At 48.2% G+C, this 15,610-nt stretch carries 15 protein-coding genes; 5 read left to right on the forward strand and 10 right to left on the reverse strand.

All coding sequences use genetic code 11. The features are described 5' to 3' along the window. Nucleotides 1-3: 3 nt before the first annotated feature. The 7 genes from lepA to rpoE form a co-directional block, all read right to left on the reverse strand. Nucleotides 4-1,803, reverse strand: a complete 1,800-nt coding sequence (gene lepA / locus FXF61_RS07280; protein WP_151184644.1) for a translation elongation factor 4 — start codon at nt 1,801-1,803, stop codon at nt 4-6. 248 nt (nt 1,804-2,051) lie between these two features. Beyond that, complete coding sequence (gene cobB / locus FXF61_RS07285) at nt 2,052-2,786, reverse strand: Sir2 family NAD+-dependent deacetylase (RefSeq protein WP_218571782.1); 735 nt, start codon at nt 2,784-2,786, stop codon at nt 2,052-2,054. A 47-nt stretch (nt 2,787-2,833) separates the two neighbouring features. Further along, nucleotides 2,834-4,267: a DegQ family serine endoprotease gene (locus FXF61_RS07290; RefSeq protein WP_151184646.1), complete on the reverse strand. Its 1,434-nt coding sequence runs from the start codon at nt 4,265-4,267 to the stop codon at nt 2,834-2,836. A gap of 20 nt (nt 4,268-4,287) precedes the next feature. Further along, nucleotides 4,288-4,746 carry a SoxR reducing system RseC family protein gene (locus FXF61_RS07295; protein WP_151184647.1) on the reverse strand — a complete coding sequence of 153 codons (459 nt, stop codon included), beginning with the start codon at nt 4,744-4,746 and terminating at the stop codon, nt 4,288-4,290. Beyond that, nucleotides 4,739-5,734, reverse strand: a complete 996-nt coding sequence (locus tag FXF61_RS07300) for a MucB/RseB C-terminal domain-containing protein (RefSeq protein ID WP_151184648.1) — start codon at nt 5,732-5,734, stop codon at nt 4,739-4,741. The genes FXF61_RS07295 and FXF61_RS07300 overlap by 8 nt, the downstream gene beginning before the upstream one ends. Before the next feature lie 3 nt (nt 5,735-5,737). Continuing rightward, entirely contained in the window at nt 5,738-6,355 is a 618-nt protein-coding gene (locus FXF61_RS07305) for a sigma-E factor negative regulatory protein (protein ID WP_151184649.1), read from the reverse strand. Nucleotides 6,356-6,390: 35 nt separating this feature from the next. After that, a complete protein-coding gene (gene rpoE, locus FXF61_RS07310) occupies nt 6,391-6,969 on the reverse strand; it encodes an RNA polymerase sigma factor RpoE (protein WP_151184650.1) in 579 nt (192 codons plus the stop codon). Between the two features lie 293 nt (nt 6,970-7,262). On the opposite strand from rpoE, the gene nadB reads away from it, so the two are divergent. Further along, nucleotides 7,263-8,879, forward strand: coding sequence for an L-aspartate oxidase (nadB, locus tag FXF61_RS07315; protein ID WP_151184651.1), 1,617 nt, complete (start codon nt 7,263-7,265; stop codon nt 8,877-8,879). Here the strand turns inward: nadB and FXF61_RS15300 are convergent. Then, nucleotides 8,848-9,303, reverse strand: a complete 456-nt coding sequence (locus FXF61_RS15300; RefSeq protein WP_371921485.1) for a protein YgfX — start codon at nt 9,301-9,303, stop codon at nt 8,848-8,850. The two genes, nadB and FXF61_RS15300, sit on opposite strands and share 32 nt — an antisense overlap. Then, nucleotides 9,287-9,541 carry a succinate dehydrogenase assembly factor 2 gene (locus FXF61_RS07320; protein ID WP_151184652.1) on the reverse strand — a complete coding sequence of 85 codons (255 nt, stop codon included), beginning with the start codon at nt 9,539-9,541 and terminating at the stop codon, nt 9,287-9,289. The genes FXF61_RS15300 and FXF61_RS07320 overlap by 17 nt, the downstream gene beginning before the upstream one ends. A gap of 118 nt (nt 9,542-9,659) precedes the next feature. Between FXF61_RS07320 and FXF61_RS07325 the strand changes: the two genes are divergently transcribed. Both FXF61_RS07325 and FXF61_RS07330 read left to right on the forward strand, forming a co-directional pair. Continuing rightward, on the forward strand, nt 9,660-10,601 hold the full coding sequence (locus tag FXF61_RS07325) for a folate-binding protein YgfZ (RefSeq protein ID WP_151184653.1): 942 nt from the start codon (nt 9,660-9,662) through the stop codon (nt 10,599-10,601). 28 nt (nt 10,602-10,629) lie between these two features. After that, a complete protein-coding gene (locus FXF61_RS07330; RefSeq protein WP_151184654.1) occupies nt 10,630-11,469 on the forward strand; it encodes an HDOD domain-containing protein in 840 nt (279 codons plus the stop codon). A 40-nt stretch (nt 11,470-11,509) separates the two neighbouring features. On the opposite strand, the gene FXF61_RS07335 is transcribed toward FXF61_RS07330, so the two are convergent. Beyond that, nucleotides 11,510-12,142 (reverse strand): LysE family translocator, encoded by a 633-nt coding sequence (locus FXF61_RS07335; protein ID WP_151184655.1) that lies wholly within the window; start codon nt 12,140-12,142, stop codon nt 11,510-11,512. Between the two features lie 317 nt (nt 12,143-12,459). Here FXF61_RS07335 and FXF61_RS07340 point away from each other — a divergent pair, with 317 nt between their 5' ends. Together FXF61_RS07340 and FXF61_RS07345 are read left to right on the forward strand one after the other, a co-directional pair. Then, entirely contained in the window at nt 12,460-13,038 is a 579-nt protein-coding gene (locus FXF61_RS07340; protein ID WP_151184656.1) for a bifunctional 2-polyprenyl-6-hydroxyphenol methylase/3-demethylubiquinol 3-O-methyltransferase UbiG, read from the forward strand. Between the two features lie 12 nt (nt 13,039-13,050). Continuing rightward, nucleotides 13,051-15,531, forward strand: a complete 2,481-nt coding sequence (locus FXF61_RS07345) for a DEAD/DEAH box helicase family protein (RefSeq protein WP_151184657.1) — start codon at nt 13,051-13,053, stop codon at nt 15,529-15,531. Nucleotides 15,532-15,610: the final 79 nt, after the last annotated feature.

Genomic DNA, 15,610 nt, shown 5'->3' on the forward strand with positions numbered 1-15,610 from the left:
GGGTTAGTCATCCACTCTGAGCACTGCAAGGAAGGCTTCTTGTGGAATTTCCACGTTGCCGACCTGCTTCATCCTTTTCTTACCCGCTTTTTGCTTTTCAAGCAGTTTACGTTTACGACTGACGTCACCACCGTAACACTTCGCCAAAACGTTTTTACGCAAGGCTTTAACGGTGGTCCGTGCAACAACTTGACCACCCAACGCTGCTTGAATGGCCACATCGTACATCTGTCGTGGGATCAAATCTTTCATCTTTTCAGCCAGCGCACGGCCTTTAGAAGCCGCTTTATCTCGGTGCACAATTAAAGCTAAGGCATCCACACGCTCACCGTTAATCAGCACGTCTAAACGAGATAAGTTAGCCACTTGGTAACGATCAAAAGCGTAATCCAGCGAAGCATAGCCACGGCTTACTGATTTAAGGCGGTCAAAAAAGTCTAAAACCACTTCGTTCATCGGTAGGTCATAGACCACCTGAACCTGACTGCCTAGAAAATGCATATCGATTTGCACGCCGCGCTTTTCAACACACAGAGTAATCACGTTACCCAAGTGTTCTTGTGGCACTAAAATAGTGGCTTTAACAATTGGCTCACGCATTTCGTCAATCAGTGAGGGATCAGGCATGCGCGATGGATTGTCAACGTAAAGAATATCGCCATTTTTCAGCACAACTTCAAAAATCACCGTAGGTGCTGTGGTGATCAAATCCAGATCATATTCACGCTCAAGCCGCTCTTGAATGATTTCCATATGCAGCATACCGAGGAAACCAATGCGAAAGCCAAAGCCCAAGGCTTCTGAGTTTTCTGGCTCATATTCTAAGGCGGCATCGTTGAGCGTCAGTTTTTCCAGCGCATCACGGAAATCTTCAAAGTCATCTGAGCTAACGGGAAATAGGCCTGCGTAAACCTGCGGCTGTACACGCTTAAAACCAGGCAACACATCAACATCCGGCGTACTGGACAGCGTTAGCGTATCCCCTACTGGCGCACCTTGAATATCTTTAATTCCAGCAATAATAAAACCAACTTCACCCGCTTTCAGGTCATCGGTTTGCGTATGTTTAGGGTTGAACACACCAACACTATCAACTTGGTGAATACGACCGGTTGATTTAACCAGAACCTTGTCACCTTTCTTGATACGGCCGTTTTTAACCCGAACCAACGACACAATACCGAGATAATTGTCAAACCATGAGTCGATGATCAATGCTTGCAGCGGTGCATCAATCTCACCAACCGGCGGCGGTATCACCTGCACTAGGCGCTCGAGCACTTCATCAACACCTAAACCCGTTTTTGCACTACAGGTCACTGCATCAGTGGCATCAATACCAATCACATGCTCAATTTCTTCTTGTACGCGAAGCGGGTCGGCTTGTGGTAAGTCAATCTTATTGAGCACCGGCATCACTTCAAGGCCTTGCTCAATGGCTGTATAGCAGTTAGCGACCGATTGCGCCTCTACGCCTTGGCCAGCATCCACCACCAATAGCGCACCTTCACAGGCAGCCAGTGAGCGGCTCACTTCATAACTGAAGTCAACGTGGCCAGGCGTGTCAATAAAGTTCAATTGGTAGGTACGGCCATCACGGGCGGTATAACTCAAGGTCACACTGTGTGCCTTAATGGTAATGCCCCGCTCACGCTCAAGATCCATAGAATCCAAGACCTGAGACGCCATTTCACGCTCAGTCAAGCCACCGCACATTTGAATGAAGCGGTCGGCCAAGGTGGATTTACCATGGTCGATGTGGGCAATAATGGAAAAATTACGGATATGACTCAAGTCACTCACAGAACATCACTCTACAGTTAAGACCGTCGGCCGATTGCCAACGGAAAATAGCCAGTGAGTTTACCTGATTTATAGCGCTTAAGTCATCTATCGACGACTCAGCACGCAAAAAAGTAGAGTTGTCTGCATAATAAAAAATTAAAATCGATACTGAGATCATTTTTAGCTGTAAACAACAGCGACTCTATTTGTTCTGGAAATAAACAGGCACGCCAGCTTGCGCTTGTGCTGTTAATTGAAGCGTGGGTTTAACTGCAAATTAACGAATGCACCCACTGAGGAACAGTGTCTGTCGCACGCCCGTAAATGGAATCAGTAAATTGTGAGGCATTTTGGCTGGCCTCCAAATTAAGCTCCAAAGTAGGCAGGCCTAAGCTGCGGGCATTGGCAACAAAGCCTGCCGCAGGATACACATGGCCTGAGGTGCCGATGGCAACAAACAGGTCTGCTCGGCTTAACTTATAGTGGATCTCATCCATATAGAATGGCATTTCACCAAACCAGACAATATGCGGACGCAGCGCTTGCGGGGAGGTGCAGCACTGACAACGATCAGCGTTCGTTACAGGCTTAGCGCTGCGCCACTCCACGACTTGCTGGGTTTTAACACAGCGCAACTTTAATAACTCGCCGTGCATGTGCATGACGTTTTTAGAGCCCGCACGCTGGTGCAGATCATCAATATTTTGGGTAACAATGGTGACACTACCGATGCCCTTGTTTTGATAATGAGCCTCAAGCTCAGCAAGTGCACTATGAGCTCGGTTGGGCTTGATTTTAGGATCAAGTAACTGTGCTCGCCGCTCATTATAAAACCGCTGGACCAACTCAGGATTACGCGCATAGCCTTCAGGCGTAGCAACCTCCTCGATATTATGCTTTTCCCATAAGCCATCGCTCGCTCGGAAGGTTGCTATCCCTGAGTCAGCCGAAATGCCTGCACCGGTTAAGATAACAATATTTTTCGGCTGACTTTTTTGCATGTTTATCATCCCTTTAAGTCACTGTTAAAGGCCCGTTTAGGAGCACATCAATTGGCTAGTTTAAAAGTTATAAAGCTGGCTCGACCTTGTCGTAACACGCGCATTGATACGGAACGGTTGTTCGGTAAATCTTCTGCGATTTTTGTGAAGGTTTTTGCCGAATCAATAACCTGATTGTTTAAGTGAGTAATCACATCCCCCGGACGCAAACCAATCATTGCTGCCGCACCATCATGCACATCTTGAATAACCACACCACTTTGTAAGTCAATGGCCTTTTTCTGCTCGGCTGTGAGGTCCACCACGGTCATGCCTAAGCGGTTACTTTTACTGACTTGACCTTGACTGCCAGCAACTGCCATCTCTTCGCCTTCACTTGGTAATGCGCCAACTTTAATCTTTAAAGTTTTGCGTGAACCTTCACGCATCACCAGCAATTTAGCTGTTTCGCCTGGTTTGACAGCACCCACCAAGTGCGGCAGATCAGCTGACATCACAATAGGATGATCATTCAAGCTTAAAATAACATCACCAACCTGCAGGCCGCCTTTAGCCGCCGGTCCGTTTTCTAAAACTTGAGCCACGAGCGCGCCAGCAGGCTTTTCAAGACCAAAAGACTCCGCAAGATCTTTATTAACTTCTTGAATCACTACACCCAACCAGCCACGATCAACCTTGCCGCTGCTTTTCAATTGGTTGCTGACATCCAAAGCCACTTCCATTGGTATGGCGAATGACAAACCCATAAAGCCGCCAGAACGGGTAAAGATCTGCGAGTTAATACCAACCACTTCCCCTTCTAAATTGAATAAAGGGCCGCCTGAATTACCTGGGTTAATGGCTACGTCAGTCTGAATAAAAGGGACATAGCTGTCATTGGGTAAATTGCGGCCTTTAGCCGAGACAATTCCTGCCGTCACCGAGTGATCAAAACCAAAGGGCGAGCCAATAGCCAACACCCACTCACCCACTTTTAAGTTTTTTGATTGGCCTAGCTTTACCGTAGGTAAGTTTTTACCCTCTATTTTTAATAGCGCCACATCAGTACGCGGATCAGCACCGACTAATTTAGCTTGTAATTCACTGCGATCAGCCAAGCGCACAATAATTTCATCGGCGTCAGCAATCACGTGGTTATTGGTCAAGACATAACCATCAGCAGAAATAATAAAACCTGAACCTAACGACTGCGCTTCGCGCTGACGGCCTTTATTGCCTCTGGGGTCACGCGGCATCGGCAAGTTGCGCTCAAAAAACTCACGAAAAATAGGCGGCAAACCTTCTAAATCAGGCAAACCATGAAAACTTGTCTGCGGGCTTGCTGTTGAAATGGCTTGCCGGGTACTGATGTTGACCACAGCAGGGGCCGACTCTTCAACTAATGCAGTGAAATCAGGTAATTGTGCTTGAGCCGCTGGCAATATTAAAACAAGCAGCGCTATGCACGAGCCAACCCATAAGGAAGTTTTTTTATACGACATATGTCTCTCCATTGCTAAAATCAAACATCAAGCGCAGGACGTAAAGCAATCTGCGCTTTGACCACCACCGGCTGCATCGCCGCATCATCAAGATAGCGGTTACTGTACAGGCGCACACATACAGCGCCTGCAAGAAAACCAAGTCCGGCTGCAAAAATAATCCAAGGTTCAGATGCATTCAAGGCATCCACAGTCAAAGCTGCGGCAAACATCAGAAAAAGTGGAAGCATATAAACTAGGAAAGCGCTACGCACTAAGGACTGCTGAGAAATAGCTAAGACAACCTGGTCGCCTTCACGTAACTGTAAATCAGAACGGACTTTAACCGTGTGAGGTTTTTTATCTGCGGACAAGCTATTAAGCAAACCTTGTCCGCAAACCGCCTTGGCTGAACAACTGCCACAAGTGGTTTTACGTTGTGTTGCCACCCAGATACCATCATCGTCAACAGCGACAACAATGCCCGGCTCTTCAATCATCGTTAGACTCCATCTCAGTATGCACCGACAGCGTCACGCGCTCAGCACTAGCTAAGGGAATTTCCCCAACCACTGTGACCATTAGCGCTTCAGCACCTTGCATGATTTTTTTAGAAACCACAGCTGTAGGTCCTATCTGACGGCGAGCACCCCCAATTTCAAGGCCATTAATACGCTCTAGAAAGACTGAAAAATGCGCCAAACCATCTGAATATACTTGACTGAGCATATACCCCTCAGTCATTGAAGGCTGTCTAGAATGGCTGTTAAGCAAGGTAAATCCAGGCGGTACCCAATCGACACGCCAAGCAGACTCAACATCTGAATCTGCCGCATCATCTATTGCTGTCACTGGTAGGCAAGCACTGCTGGGCGTTAACAGCGCTTGCTCTAACTGAGCTGATTGCTGCTGTGCAAGCGCTTGAAACTGCACAAACTGTAAGCGCTCAAGCAACTGGCCTTGTTCATTCAGTAAAAGTGATTTCAAAGGAATGGCTGTAGCCTGGTCAACTGACAGCTCAACAGGGTAGCGGTATTGGTCACGCGGGGAAAACAACAGGACAGCGACTTTATGTCCAGCGACTCTTGATTCGCCTAGAACACGAACTTGGTACCATTGCTGTAAATTTTCCAGCTCTAGCGCATCAGTTGGCCAAACATCCACTGCAGGCAATTCACCAGCGACAGCACTGCTGATACATGTCACTCGACCGTCGACACGCATTACTTCATGCGCAGGGCCGTTGAGCTGGAGAAATCGCTCCGACACCCGCCCTTGGCTATCGATTTGCCGCCAAATTTGATGAGTCGAAAACACCCCTTTGCGCTCATAGACAAAGGCACCTTGATAGCCTTGCGTACCTTTCGTCCCTTGCGCGTCTTGTAAGCGTTGCAGCCAATGATCCGCTGACTCTGGCTGCACAGCACCTGCTTGGGCAGTAAGCGCCAACCATAATGCAGCACCAGAACAAAGAGTCTTTAGCTGCATGCGTTATTGACCTTCCAAACTGGCAGCTCGAGCATAGGGCAAGCCGCTTTCTGTTTTATTGACGCTACTTTGTTGCGCATGCTGAAGCAAATAGCTTGGCAAGCGGCGCTCATACCATGCGTCACTTTCAGTTCTACTTTGTGTCGCTGCAGCCCTATCACTTTGCGCACTATAGCTGGCTAGCACGACAGGGCCTTGTGCATGATTGGCTGCAGGCAAACGCTGCTCACTACTGGCCATAATAGCGTCTTGCTGGATAGTGTCTTGATTATAAAAGCGCACACCGCCTAGCACCGCCAACGTCACTGAAGCAGCCACTGCAACTCGACTTAGCCATGGTGTACTGCGCATTCTTTTAGATATCGCTGCTTGCTCTGAGCGTTCTGGTTTTGCAGCTGTAAGCACAGGCTCTGCATCTATAGCCGCCATAATTTTGGCAGACAAGTCGACCTGAGCATGGAAAGGCTCATTATGCATCGCAGCATGCGCGATTTGATAACGTGACCAACAGGCTCGCAGCTCCGCCTCATCGCAGGCATTGAGCACGCGGCGCAATTCCAACTCATCAGTCTCATTGTCTATAAGCGCTGAGAGCGACTGCTTAAGGGCTTCATGACTCATACTAGGGTTCCTCTTTAGGCTTGCGTTGCGCATGTTTAAGCGTCTTGTAACAAAGGCCGTAAGGCTTTATCAACGGCCTCACGCGCTCGAAAAATGCGCGAACGCACTGTACCGACAGGACACTGCATCACAGTCGCAATATCCTCATAACTCAGACCATCAAATTCGCGCAAAGTTAGTGCGCGGCGTAAATCTTCTGGTAATTGCTTAATGCTTTGTTGCACAGTTTTATCAATTTCGTCGCGCAACATTAGGCGCTCAGGCGAAGCCATATCTTTTAAGGCGTGGTCGCCGCTATAAAACTCAGCATCACTTGAATCAACATCACTGCTCGGTGGCCGTCGATTGCGCGATACCAAATAGTTTTTTGCAGTATTAATTGCAATACGGTAGAGCCACGTATAAAAAGCGCTATCACCGCGAAAATTGGCTAACGCACGGTACGCTTTAATAAATGCTTCTTGTGTCACATCCTGAGCCTCATGCGGATCATGCACAAAACGCACAACGAGCCCTAAAATTCGGTGCTGATACTTTAATACCAATAAATCAAAAGCACGCTTATCACCATCTTGCACGCGCTTTACCAGTTGCTGGTCATCATCTGGCGTCATGCCGAGTCCCCAACACATCCCTTTACAACATTACATACCACTGCACATTCAGTGTGCGCCATAATTTTTCTCCGCATGAAGCATTTGCAGTAACCCGGCTGGTGTCGAAAAAAGACTCATCACAACCCTAAAATATTTGTATAACTTTAACCTGTTTCCACTTATTGCGCGTTGTTTAATGATGTATGCCACTATTGAGCCATCAGACGACGTTAAAGTTCCCAGCATTTGCTAGTATTTTACAACGCCATCCAGCGCTATACTTGCCAACGTCTTTGTAGTGGACCCTTCTCATGAGCCAATCTTACCAATATGACGTACTGATTATCGGCAGCGGCGCTGCAGGTTTAACCACAGCTTTAACCCTACCACAGCATTTGCGCATTGCTGTACTCAGCAAAGGCGACCTTGCCAGTGGCTCAACCTATTGGGCACAAGGGGGCGTTGCCGGTGTACTTGACGACACAGATACGGTTGAGTCGCATGTGCAAGACACTTTGATTGCTGGTGCAGGCTTATGCAATGAAGCAGCGGTACGCTTTACTGTCGAGCAGAGTCGCAATGCAATTGACTGGCTCATCGAGCAAGGCGTGCCTTTCACTCGCAACGAATCGAGCGAAACCGAAAAGACGCACTTTGATTACCATCTCACGCGCGAAGGCGGCCATAGCCACAGGCGTATTATTCATGCCGCCGATGCAACGGGTGCAGCAATTTTCACTACGCTGTTAGCGCGCGCACGCAAGCACAGCAATATTCATCTCATTGAACATCAAGCCGCTATCGACTTAATCACAACAAATAAATTAGGTCGCGAAGGTAATACCTGCTTAGGCGCCTATGTTCTTAATCGCGAAACCAACGAAGTCGATACCTATGCGGCACGCTTTACCGTACTCGCCACTGGTGGCGCTGCTAAAGTGTATTTATACACCAGCAACCCAGACAGTGCCTGTGGTGATGGCATTGCTATGGCTTGGCGTGCCGGTTGCAGTGTTGGTAATTTAGAGTTTAATCAATTTCACCCCACCTGCTTATACCACCCGCAAGCCAAAAACTTTTTAATCACTGAAGCATTACGCGGCGAAGGTGCACACTTAAAGCTGCCTAATGGTGAGCGCTTTATGGCCCGTTTTGACAGCCGCGAGGAATTAGCACCGCGTGATATTGTCGCGCGCGCCATTGACCATGAAATGAAACGTCTGGGTATTGAGTGTGTCTATTTAGATATCAGCCACAAACCTGCTGAATTTGTTAAAGAGCACTTCCCCACTGTCTATGAGCGCTGCCTGACCTTTGGCATTGATATCACCACACAGCCCATTCCAGTCGTACCCGCAGCGCACTATACCTGTGGCGGTGTCGTTGTTGATCAGGATGGGCACACCGATATCAGCAACCTTTATGCCATTGGCGAAACCAGTTTTACCGGCCTACACGGCGCCAACCGCATGGCCAGCAACTCATTATTAGAATGTTTTGTCTACGCACGCTCAGCCGCCAATGATATTGCGCAACAGGCTGCACAAGTCAGCGCACCCGAATCACTGCCGCAGTGGGATGCCAGTTTGGTGACTGACTCTGACGAGGATGTGATTATTGCGCATAACTGGGATGAATTGCGCCGTTTTATGTGGGACTACGTCGGCATTGTTCGCACTGACAAACGCTTACTGCGCGCGCAACACCGCGTGCGTCTCCTGCTTGATGAAATTGATGAGTTCTATAGCAACTACCGGGTCAGTCGCGACTTAATTGAGCTGCGAAATTTAGCGCTAGTAGCAGACTTAATTATTCGCTCGGCCATGCAACGCAAAGAAAGCCGCGGATTGCATTACACACTGAGTTATCCAGAACTAAGCGCACAGGCACAAGACACTATTTTAAAGCCCGCCAACGCTGACGACTGAATTTCAAACGCACACGCAGGCGGCGATGGCTGTCCTGCGATAAGCTGTCAGCCGGTATAACAGCGCTACGATAAAACCACTGTCGAGCACATCGATAGCGCAACAATACCAAAGCAGGTGTTGCTATGCTGTCTGCCCGTAACTGTATTGAGCGCCAGCCATGCTGGGCACTCCAAAGCTGCCAGCCCTGTGCGCCATGACGCAGCCCTATGCGCCTACAAGGTAATTGCTGTTGCTGCAAGCGGCACAGGTGCAAACTGATCTGCACAGCCAAAACAAGCAACAGACTCAACTTAATCGGCCATGTTACGGCTGAAAGCAAAACGGCTAAACAAGCCAGCAATAGCACCAACAGCACGACTTTTGACAACCTTGATGAAGGCTGCCAAAAGCAGAGAAAAGCCTGATCAGTTAGGCTTGGCATGATCCAAAATAAGCTCAATAATGCGCGTTAAGTCAGCATTATCAGGCTCAGCACGACGCATGCACCAAGCAAAAATATCCTGATCTTCACAATCAAGCAGCATACGATAGCGTTCGCGATCAGCATCATCGAGCTTTAAATACTGCTCTTCAACAAAAGGCACCAGTAACTGGTCCAACTCCCACATCCCTCTGCGACTGTGCCAATAAAGACGCTTTACTTCAGTTTCGATAGACATGCCACACTCCAAACGATGATTAATTCAGTATAAGACCGATTTACAAAGCCACACACGCTGACAAGACGCGTTTATCACTCTATGATAGACGAAAGCATTATTCACAAGCGAGACAGTCATGACTGGTTGTGCAAGTTTTACCCCTTTAACTCACGAATCTGTATTAGCCGTTCGTGGCCCAGATGCAAAAGCTTTTTTGCAAGGCCAAATAACCTGCAACCTTGCCTACGTCAGCGATGAACGCAGCAGCCTAGGCGCGCGTTGTACGCCCAAAGGACGCATGTTATCAAGTTTTCGTATTCTTTTAGAAAATGATGGCTATTTATTAGCGATGAACCACGATATTTTAGTCTCCCAGCTCGCTGAACTGCAAAAATACGCCGTGTTTTCTAAATCCAAACTTAGCGATGATAGCGCGCTATGGAATCGTTTTGGTCTATACCAAGGTGACCAAGCACTGACGGCTCTAGGCATTGACTTACCTAAAGAGATCAACAGCACCGTGCATCATAACCATATGATTGCAATTCGTGTTTCTGAGCTGTTAACAGAGCTTTGGGTCAGCGCTAGCGAAGGCCCGTGCCTGCATAAGCGCCTACTTAATCTACTGCCAGAAGCCCCCCTCAATACTTGGTTGCTGGGTGAAATACGCAGTGGTATTGGCCATGTCAGCCCAGCCACCCGCGAGCAATTTATTCCGCAAATGCTCAATTTACCGGCTCTAGATGCGGTGAGTTTTAAAAAAGGCTGCTACACCGGCCAAGAAATCGTTGCACGCATGCAATATCTTGGTAAATTAAAACGGCACATGTACCGCTTCCAAATCGCCAGCACAGATATTCCAGAAGCAGGCACAGCGCTGATGTCACCTGTGCACTCAAGCGCAGTCGGTGAGGTTGTCAGTGCAGCACGCAGTGAGTACGGCGTTGAACTACTCGCCACAGCACTGGTCGATGCCGTGAGCGATGGCCGAATTTACTTCGAGAACAATGAAAAAGTCATGCTAGAACAGCTTGACCTGCCTTATTTGTTAGATACTGAGCGAGAAATATTACGCTGATTTTTTATTTACATGGAGGAGTAAATGTATGAGCACGCTTGCAGAAGCAGTCAAAAGCGAACTGTTAGAAGCAATTCAAAACGATGAATTAGTGCTGCCTACACTACCTGAAGTTGCTTTACGTGTGCGTGAGGCAGCCGAAGACCCTAACATCAGTATTCCAGTACTGAGCAAAGTGATCGGCAATGATACCGCCTTAACTGTGCGCTTAATCAAAGTCGTCAACAGCCCATTGCTGCGTACCAACAGAGAAATCACTGACTTAAATACGGCGATCAGCCGTCTAGGGATTAACTACACCTCAAACTTGGTAACCGGCCTAGCGATGGAACAGATGTTCCAAGCAACATCCGATGTAATTGACCGAAAGATGCGTGATGTTTGGAGCAGAAGCGCCGAAATTGCGGGGATGAGCCACGTACTTTGTCGCCATTTCACAAATCTGATGCCCGACCAAGCAACACTGGCAGGCCTGGTTCACCAGATTGGCATCCTGCCCATTTTGACTTATGCAGAAGAAAGCAACGCCTTGCTTAAGGATTCAATCAGTCTCAACCATGTCATTGACAGCATCCATCCAATCATAGGTGAGCATATTTTACGCGCTTGGGATTTTCCTGAACAAATTGCCACTGTACCCAGCAACTATTTGGACTTTAGCCGCCAATCAAGCTCTGTGGATTACATTGATATTGTCCAAGTAGCAGTATTGCAAAGCTATACTGACACCACCCACCCAATCAGCGAAGTCGATTGGAGTCAAGTGCACGCATTCTCACAGCTCGGACTCGATGTACAGAGCCGCATCAGTGACGATGAAGACCTATCCGCCTCAATGAAATCAGCCACACAGATGTTACGCGACTAGACCTAAGGCAGCCTGCTCGCAGGCTGCCTTAGTTTTCTACTTACTCTGCTTGAGCGCTGGCGGTTACCAACTTCAAGGCCAAACCGACAAACACAACACCCGTTATTCGATTCAAATACACTTGCGCGCGTGCTGAGTTATGCAACCAGCCGCCCAACTCGCCAGCTAAAACGGCTATGGCACAGAAAACCAGCAAAGAAACACCCATAAACACAGCACCCAGCACAAAAATTTGCGGTGCTAACGCGCCGTACTCCGGCGAAGCAAACTGCGGCAGAAACGCCAAGAAAAACACCGACAGCTTAGGATTGGTGACGCTCATGATGATGCCGCGACGATACAACGCACCACTAGAGCGCAAAGTTGACTGAGGTGTTTGAAAACGATTGACCGATGCTCGAAACGCGTGCCACGCTAAATACAACAGATACAGCGCACCAATGACCTTAAGCACAGTAAAAGCCACAAGCGATGTTTGAAAGATCGCCGCCACACCAAAAGCAACCGCAGAAGTATGTACAATCAACCCTGTACACAACCCCAGCGTCACCAATACACCTGATTTTTTACCGTATAGCGCCGACTGCGTTAGAACGAAAAGATTATCCGGGCCAGGCGAAATGCCAAGCAAAACCGAGGCAATGGCTAAGGTGATAATGGATTCAACAGGCATAGTTGTGTCTCAGGTATTGTGCCGTTTGATAATGGGCTTAAGGTTATCTTGACCCAGAACGGTAATTAACAGTATGTTCGAAAGTAAAGTCTGCATTGTATAGCTGGATTGTTGATAATAGGGAAACTCTTAGGCGTTTATCCTGCATGCACAGAGCAGACGTTAGCACTGTAAATGCGTAAGCCAAGGTGATGAAGCACAGCTTGCAGCTCTAAAACCGACTGCCAAAAAGCACCGAGCTGCTGCGCTCAACGCTTAACTGGCTTACACCACACACCATCGGGATCAGCCTTCACTGGCGCGATTTAGGGATAGATATGACAGTACAATTTTATGAAACCAACGCAGAACAGTTCGCCCAAGACACTCTAGAGGTGGATATGAGCGCACTACATGAACGCTTTTTAGCGATGATACCGCCCGCCAGCAGGGTTTTAGACGCAGGCTGCGGCGCAGGTCGCGACACTGCGGCATTTTTACAGCTGGGCTATGAAGTCGAGGCCTTTGATGCCAGCGCCAAGCTGGTCGAGATTGCCAAGGAAGTCAGCGGTATTGCCGTACAGCACAGCACCTTTTTAAACTTTACCAGCAAACAGCCGTTTGCCGGTATTTGGGCGTGCGCATCGTTACTGCATGTACCTGCAGTCAGTATGTCGGCAACACTGCAGCACCTTGCTGGATTGCTGCAAGCCGAAGGCGTGCTTTATGTATCGTTTAAATACGGCGAAGAAGATACAGAGCGTGACGGCCGGCTCTTTACCAACTGCACAGAGCAGCGTTTACAAGACTTCCTCGAAGGCACAGGCTTAAGCATAAAAGAAACATGGCTAAGTAATGACCAGCGCCCCGATCGTACCGATGAACAATGGCTGAATGCTCTACTCATCGCTAACTAATTCGTGCCCTATATGTTAGTTAACAGCCCTCGCCTCACCGTCGGCACACGGCGCGACCCATTGTTACCCAAGTTGTTAGAGGCGATTTACCAAGCGACTGACATTGAAATTGCTGTTTCATTTATTCAACCGTCTGGGTTGGCGCTGCTGTTTGATCCATTGTTAGAAGCACTCAACAGCGGCGCACGTATTCGTTTGCTAACATCAGATTATTTAGATATCACCCACCCGCAAGCACTGCGTCAACTATTAATGCTGGCTGAGCGTGGTGCACAGATCTGTATTTTCGAATGCAAAGCACGCACCAGCTTTCATTTGAAAACCTATATTTTTACACAAAACAAAGGCGCCAAAACCACTAAAGGCTGTGCATTTATTGGCTCAAATAATATCAGTCGCACCGCGCTCAGCGATGCCTACGAATGGTCTTGGCGGCATGATTGGCTACCACCGCAAAACTCAGAAGCCGCTCTAGAGTTTGTCAAGATACGTGAAGCCTTTGCACAACTGCTTGATGACCCGTGCAGCCTAAGTCTGACCGCTGATTGGATTGATGCCTACAGCGTGCGTCGGCAAAAGCATATTCCTTTGCTGCAGTCGCTGACCGGCTTTGTGGATGAAGCACTAGAAGAAGCCTGCCCTAACAGCGTGCAACTCGAAGCACTGCAAGCGCTACGCAATACCCGCGCTGAAGGCTTTTCGCGAGGCTTGGTAGTACTAGCAACCGGCATGGGCAAAACTTGGCTGGCTGCGTTTGATGCATTACAGACGGGCGCAAAACGCGTGTTATTTGTCGCCCATCGCGAAGAAATTCTGCTGCAAGCGCAAGCGGTATTTAACCGCGTTCACCACAATGCGCGTACAGGTTTATTTCAAGGCGCATTAAAAGAGAGCAGCGCTCATTTTATCTTTGCTTCGGTGCAAAGTTTGGGCAAGCCCGAAGCACTAAAACACTTTAGCAGCGAGCATTTTGATTACGTCATTGTTGATGAGTTTCATCATGCCAGTGCACCCAGCTATCGCAGTATTTTGCAGCACTTCAATCCACGCTTTTTATTAGGTCTGACCGCAACACCAGAGCGCACAGACCAAGCCGACATCCTGACGCTGTGTGATAACAATCTGGTGTTTGAACGTAACCTCGTGCATGGCATCAACGAGCAACTGCTGGCTCCGATTCATTACTACGGTATCTATGATGAGTTTGTGAACTATCAGGAAATCCCTTGGCGCAGTGGCCGCTTTGATCCGGATAAAATCGAATTTGCTTTCGCCACACAAAAGCGCGCTCGGCATATTTATCAAAACTGGCTTAAACACAAGCAAAGCCGCACGCTTGGCTTTTGTATTTCACAGCGCCATGCCGACTATATGAGCGAGTATTTTCAACAACAGGGGGTGCGTGCTGGTGCTGTCTATGCAGGCTCAAACTTAACCCGCCACGCGGCATTGCAACAACTTGCCGATGGTCAGCTGGATGTTATTTTCTCAGTCGATATGTTTAACGAAGGCACTGACTTACCTGCATTAGATACCGTACTGATGCTGCGCCCCACCGAATCAAAAATTATATTCTTGCAGCAATTAGGACGCGGCTTGCGATTGTCCGAAAACACACAGAAAACCCATGTGGTGGTGTTGGATTTTTTAGGCAATCACCAGTCCTTCTTAAACAGTCCAGCGGCACTGCTAGCGGAGAAAAACCGCACCACCTTGCTGAGAACGCTCAAACAAAACAAGCCAATTGAATTAGCAAATGGCTGCTTTATTAACTTCGCCCCTGAACTGGTTGATTTTTGGGAAAAACTGGCTCGACAAATAGGCAAGAGCGCCGCAGAAGATTATCAACAGCTGCGCGATGAGTTAGGCCACCGCCCCACTGCTACTGAGTTTTTTCATAAAGGCTTTGATTTAGCAAAAGTGCGAAAACAAGCCGGTAGCTGGCTGGATCTAGTCGCAGCGCAAGAAGACGATGTAAAGCTGCAACAGCTGTTAGCCGCACATGGCGAGTTTTTCTCGCAGGGCATCGAAATTACCAACATGACCAAAAGTTTTAAAGGCTTTTTGTATCAAGCGTTTCTGGAGCTGGGTGGTGTACATGGGCCGGTTAATACAGCACAACTGGCTCAACGCAGCCGCCGCTTACTGGAACACCGCCCAGATGATATGCACAATGAACTGCCCGCCAACATGCAAACAGTCAGCGCTGATAGCAAAACGTGGCTGTCCTATTGGCGCAAAAACCCAATCAACTTCTCCTGCAAGCAAGATAAAAGCAGCAGCCAAGCTTGGTTTATCGAACAAGGCGACACCTTCGCACTGAATTTTAGCGTAGCGCCAGAGCTGCAAGATGCCTTTGCCAGCTACTTTCAAGAGCTGATTGATTTGCGCTTGGCGCAGTATTTTGCGCGGAAAGGTAACAACAAAAGCAAGGCTTATGCGGTTGTGCCTGTGCCACTTTTAAAGGTTGCGGAGGAGCCTGAAATCAAGTAACTGCAAACAATATACCCTTATTCAAACAATCCTCTTGACACAACTACTGTTTATTGTCTCTTACTGTCAAAGTCGAAGA

This window comes from Pseudomonas sp. C27(2019), assembly GCF_008807395.1.
Lineage (GTDB): Bacteria > Pseudomonadota > Gammaproteobacteria > Pseudomonadales > Pseudomonadaceae > Denitrificimonas.

What these genes read in the sequence shown, in the direction of transcription:
- FXF61_RS07300 (WP_151184648.1), bottom strand. Translation starts at nt 5,734, where the DNA reads ATGCAGCTAAAGACTCTTTGTTCTGGTGCTGCATTATGGTTGGCGCTT.
- FXF61_RS07320 (WP_151184652.1), bottom strand. Translation starts at nt 9,541, where the DNA reads ATGTCTATCGAAACTGAAGTAAAGCGTCTTTATTGGCACAGTCGCAGA.
- rpoE (WP_151184650.1), bottom strand. Translation starts at nt 6,969, where the DNA reads ATGACGCCAGATGATGACCAGCAACTGGTAAAGCGCGTGCAAGATGGT.
- FXF61_RS15300 (WP_371921485.1), bottom strand. Translation starts at nt 9,303, where the DNA reads ATGCCAAGCCTAACTGATCAGGCTTTTCTCTGCTTTTGGCAGCCTTCA.
- FXF61_RS07305 (WP_151184649.1), bottom strand. Translation starts at nt 6,355, where the DNA reads ATGAGTCATGAAGCCCTTAAGCAGTCGCTCTCAGCGCTTATAGACAAT.
- FXF61_RS07295 (WP_151184647.1), bottom strand. Translation starts at nt 4,746, where the DNA reads ATGATTGAAGAGCCGGGCATTGTTGTCGCTGTTGACGATGATGGTATC.
- FXF61_RS07335 (WP_151184655.1), bottom strand. Translation starts at nt 12,142, where the DNA reads ATGCCTGTTGAATCCATTATCACCTTAGCCATTGCCTCGGTTTTGCTT.
- FXF61_RS07345 (WP_151184657.1), top strand. Translation starts at nt 13,051, where the DNA reads ATGTTAGTTAACAGCCCTCGCCTCACCGTCGGCACACGGCGCGACCCA.
- FXF61_RS07330 (WP_151184654.1), top strand. Translation starts at nt 10,630, where the DNA reads ATGAGCACGCTTGCAGAAGCAGTCAAAAGCGAACTGTTAGAAGCAATT.
- FXF61_RS07325 (WP_151184653.1), top strand. Translation starts at nt 9,660, where the DNA reads ATGACTGGTTGTGCAAGTTTTACCCCTTTAACTCACGAATCTGTATTA.
- FXF61_RS07340 (WP_151184656.1), top strand. Translation starts at nt 12,460, where the DNA reads ATGACAGTACAATTTTATGAAACCAACGCAGAACAGTTCGCCCAAGAC.
- nadB (WP_151184651.1), top strand. Translation starts at nt 7,263, where the DNA reads ATGAGCCAATCTTACCAATATGACGTACTGATTATCGGCAGCGGCGCT.
- FXF61_RS07290 (WP_151184646.1), bottom strand. Translation starts at nt 4,267, where the DNA reads ATGTCGTATAAAAAAACTTCCTTATGGGTTGGCTCGTGCATAGCGCTG.
- cobB (WP_218571782.1), bottom strand. Translation starts at nt 2,786, where the DNA reads ATGCAAAAAAGTCAGCCGAAAAATATTGTTATCTTAACCGGTGCAGGC.